Here is a 3,201-nt window from a genome sequence, read left to right as displayed (position 1 = left end):
TATACCCGTTTAGCTTAGGAGAAGAAGTCAGGGTAAGCATCATAAGACCGCTGTTCTTCAAGGATGGCAGTCATTCAGGGACTTTTGACTTTACTTTCAGGATCAAGGAAAGGGAAGCACCTATTCCTGTTTACGAATACGAATATCCCCTGAACCGGGAAACAAATGAAGATCCTGTAAACAAAGCATCCGATCCGTTTTGGCAGAGCGGTTCGCGCAGCAACAACCTCCCGCCCGATTACCCTGCTCCAACAGTAAATATTTACAGTAATAACCTGGATAATGACGAGATATTCATTAATCTTTCGAACCGTATTAATCCCTTCCTGGGAAGGTATATTACCATTTGGGACAAATACGGGACACCGGTTTACTACAAAAAAACACCCCAGGCCTGGATGAATTTTCACATGCTTCCTGACGGAACGCTCACTTATTGCCCCAGCCACTCTTCCCAGCCACACCTGCAGAAGTATTACCTCATGGACAGTTCCTTCGTCATCCTGGATTCTCTCACGATGGGAAATGGTTATGATGTTGATGTTCACGACATCCTGTTGCTGCCCAACAGTCATTACCTGTTGATGTCATACGACCCGCAGGTGGTGGATATGAGCCAGATCGTGCCAGGTGGCAATCCGGAGGCTATTGTCACCGGCCTGGTCATCCAGGAAGTGGACAGGAATGCGAATGTATATTTCCAGTGGCGAAGCTGGGATCATTTCGAAATTACTGATGCTACCTGGGATGTCAATCTTCTGGCGGCAACCATCGATTACTGTCATGGCAACTCACTGGAGTTAGACTACGATAACAACTTGTTGCTTTCATCCAGGAATATGGATGAGATCACCAAGATTGCATACCCATCGGGAGATATAATCTGGCGTTTCGGGAGAAATGCGGAGAACAACATGTTCACCATTACCGGCGACTTAATGGGTTTTTCGCATCAGCATGATTTCCGGAGGCTGGAAAACGGCAACTATACTGTTTACGATAACGGGAACCTTCATATGCCACCGGTATCCAGGGCCCTGGAGTACAACATCAACGAGGACAACATGATTGCCACCCTTATGTGGAGCTATGAACATGACCCGGATATTTACGCGCCTGCCACGGGAAGCACCAGGCGACTAGCCAACGGTAACACCCTGATTGGCTGGGGAACGCATTATATCGAGGCCGTCACGGAAGTCACATCCGAAAACAGTCTTGCCATGGAGATCATACTACCTGACAACATAGGTCATTACCGGGCAGTTAAAACCCCCTGGAAGACCAATCGTTTCCGTACAATGGAGTATTTTGATTTCGGTAACTTCGGAGGCATGGACGACCCAAAATGGTATAAAATAATGCTCACCAACACCAAAGCCGAACCCCTTTCCATCACCAGTTTTTATACGATGACCGATAACTTTTATGTCAGCGATTCCCTGCCCTTATCCATTCCGGGAAATGGGAAAGCCGAAATGGTCATTTGCTTTCTGCCGCAACAGGAAGGAGAGTATAGCGATATTTTAACCCTGAACAGCGACAACGAAAACAATTCCCAAAGGATCGCAAGGCAGATTGAGCTTACAGGCTTCCTGGATTTTACTTTCCCTTATGTTTTGTTTGATCCGGAAAGGGACGAGGTGAATATTGATCCCTCCTCAGAGATCAGGCTACTTTTCAGCGAACCTGTCAGGAAGGAAAATGGAGAAGTGATCACAAATCCTGATATACCTGAATTAATCATGTTCAAAGAAAATGATGACCTCGGGGCAGCTGTCGGTTTTACCGGAATTATTAACACCAGTAAGACCATTATTACTCTTTTCCCAACGGAAATACTCAAGGAAGAGCAATTGTATTTCGTGGAGTTGCTTCCATCAACAGTGGAAGATTATGATGGGAATGTCATTGAAACACCGGAAAATTGCTATTTCACAACCGGCCTTCATACCGCGATCTCTAATCCTGCAAATGAAGGAGGAACCACGATATCTCCAAATCCTTTCAAAAACAACTTGCTGGTTTCAACGGATGAAGAGGGTTTTTACATCAAAGCTTATGATGCTGACGGAAAGTTTATTTCAGAAATGGCAAATGCCGGCCGACAATTAAATATTAACACCTCATCCTGGAAACCAGGAATTTATTATCTGACTATCTTTTCGGGAAATAGTAGAGTTTTATCTATACATAAGATAATAAAAGCAGGATATTAAGACTTTGGCTTCATAGCAATAATACTTTCTATCATTTACGGAATATTCCTATTATTGCAAAAATCGTGGACTACATATGAATGTCAAAATAAGGGTTAGTATATTTTTACTATTCTTCGGTATTAATGCGGTACTTATGGGTCAGCACGACCACAAGGAATACCGGAATGAATTTGGCGGGGCGGCCGGTGCTGTTTTTCACCAGGAAGAGGCTAATGTAGCATTGGGTTTGCACCTTCATTATACCTTTATGTTTTCAGGAGTTCTGGAAAAATTCGGAATAGGACCCGGCCTGGAAGCTATTATCGACGAGCACATGCATTACGATGCGTCCTTCAATATCACCTGGAGGCCTGTTCATCAGCTATGGATTTCGGCCGGGCCAGGTATCACTTTTATCCAGGAAAACAATGTGTATCTGATGTCGTATCACCTGGAATCAGGCTACGAGTTTGAAACAGGCCGGATACATCTCGGACCAATGATAGAATACTCCCGCGCAGGCGGGGAAGAACACTTTATGGTTGGAATACACCTGGGATTACCCTTTTAAAACCGGTAGAATAAAGCCCTATTGTATAATAAACTTACGGGCTTGCCCCAATTCACCCTTACTGTTGATGCGATAAAAGTAAATACCAGGATGAAGATCCCCTCCTGAAACAACAACCTGTCCGGCTGCCGAATTCAGCAGTATATTTCTTCTTTCTTTTCCTGACACGTCACTTACAATCAATTTTGCACTGCCATCAAAATCCGAAATCTCGTAAGGTATGGTCACTGATGACGAGGAAGGGTTAGGAAAGGCCATTCCTGACATTTCATTTAGTGGGGCCGCGGGTGAAGAAATGTCTGAGATTATACCCGGTAAATGATAAATCCGGGTTGAGACGGTATAGGGTGAAACAGAATAATCATAGTCATAAACAAACATTTTGTAGCTGTTATCGATCGTAGTAACAAAGGAATACCCTCCACCGGG

3 protein-coding genes are annotated in these 3,201 nt (G+C 44.3%); 2 read left to right on the top strand and 1 reads right to left on the bottom strand.

Annotated features, from left to right (window positions below):
* On the top strand, positions 1–2,219 hold a 2,219-nt coding region (locus KKA81_14285; protein ID MBU2652094.1), incomplete at its 5' end, for an aryl-sulfate sulfotransferase.
* 76 nt (positions 2,220–2,295) lie between these two features.
* The gene (locus tag KKA81_14280) at positions 2,296–2,772 is read left to right on the top strand and encodes a hypothetical protein (protein MBU2652093.1); all 477 of its coding nucleotides are present in this window, start codon (positions 2,296–2,298) and stop codon (positions 2,770–2,772) included.
* A gap of 18 nt (positions 2,773–2,790) precedes the next feature.
* Here the strand turns inward: KKA81_14280 and KKA81_14275 are convergent.
* Positions 2,791–3,201: T9SS type A sorting domain-containing protein (locus KKA81_14275; protein MBU2652092.1), on the bottom strand; the 411-nt coding region annotated here is incomplete at its 5' end.

The sequence above is a fragment of the Bacteroidota bacterium genome (assembly GCA_018831055.1).
GTDB lineage: Bacteria > Bacteroidota > Bacteroidia > Bacteroidales > B18-G4 > M55B132.
This window is presented reverse-complemented; position numbering and strand designations above follow the sequence as displayed.

Coding starts and splice junctions, on each gene's coding strand:
- KKA81_14280 (MBU2652093.1), top strand. CDS start 2,296: ATGAATGTCAAAATAAGGGTTAGTATATTTTTACTATTCTTCGGTATT.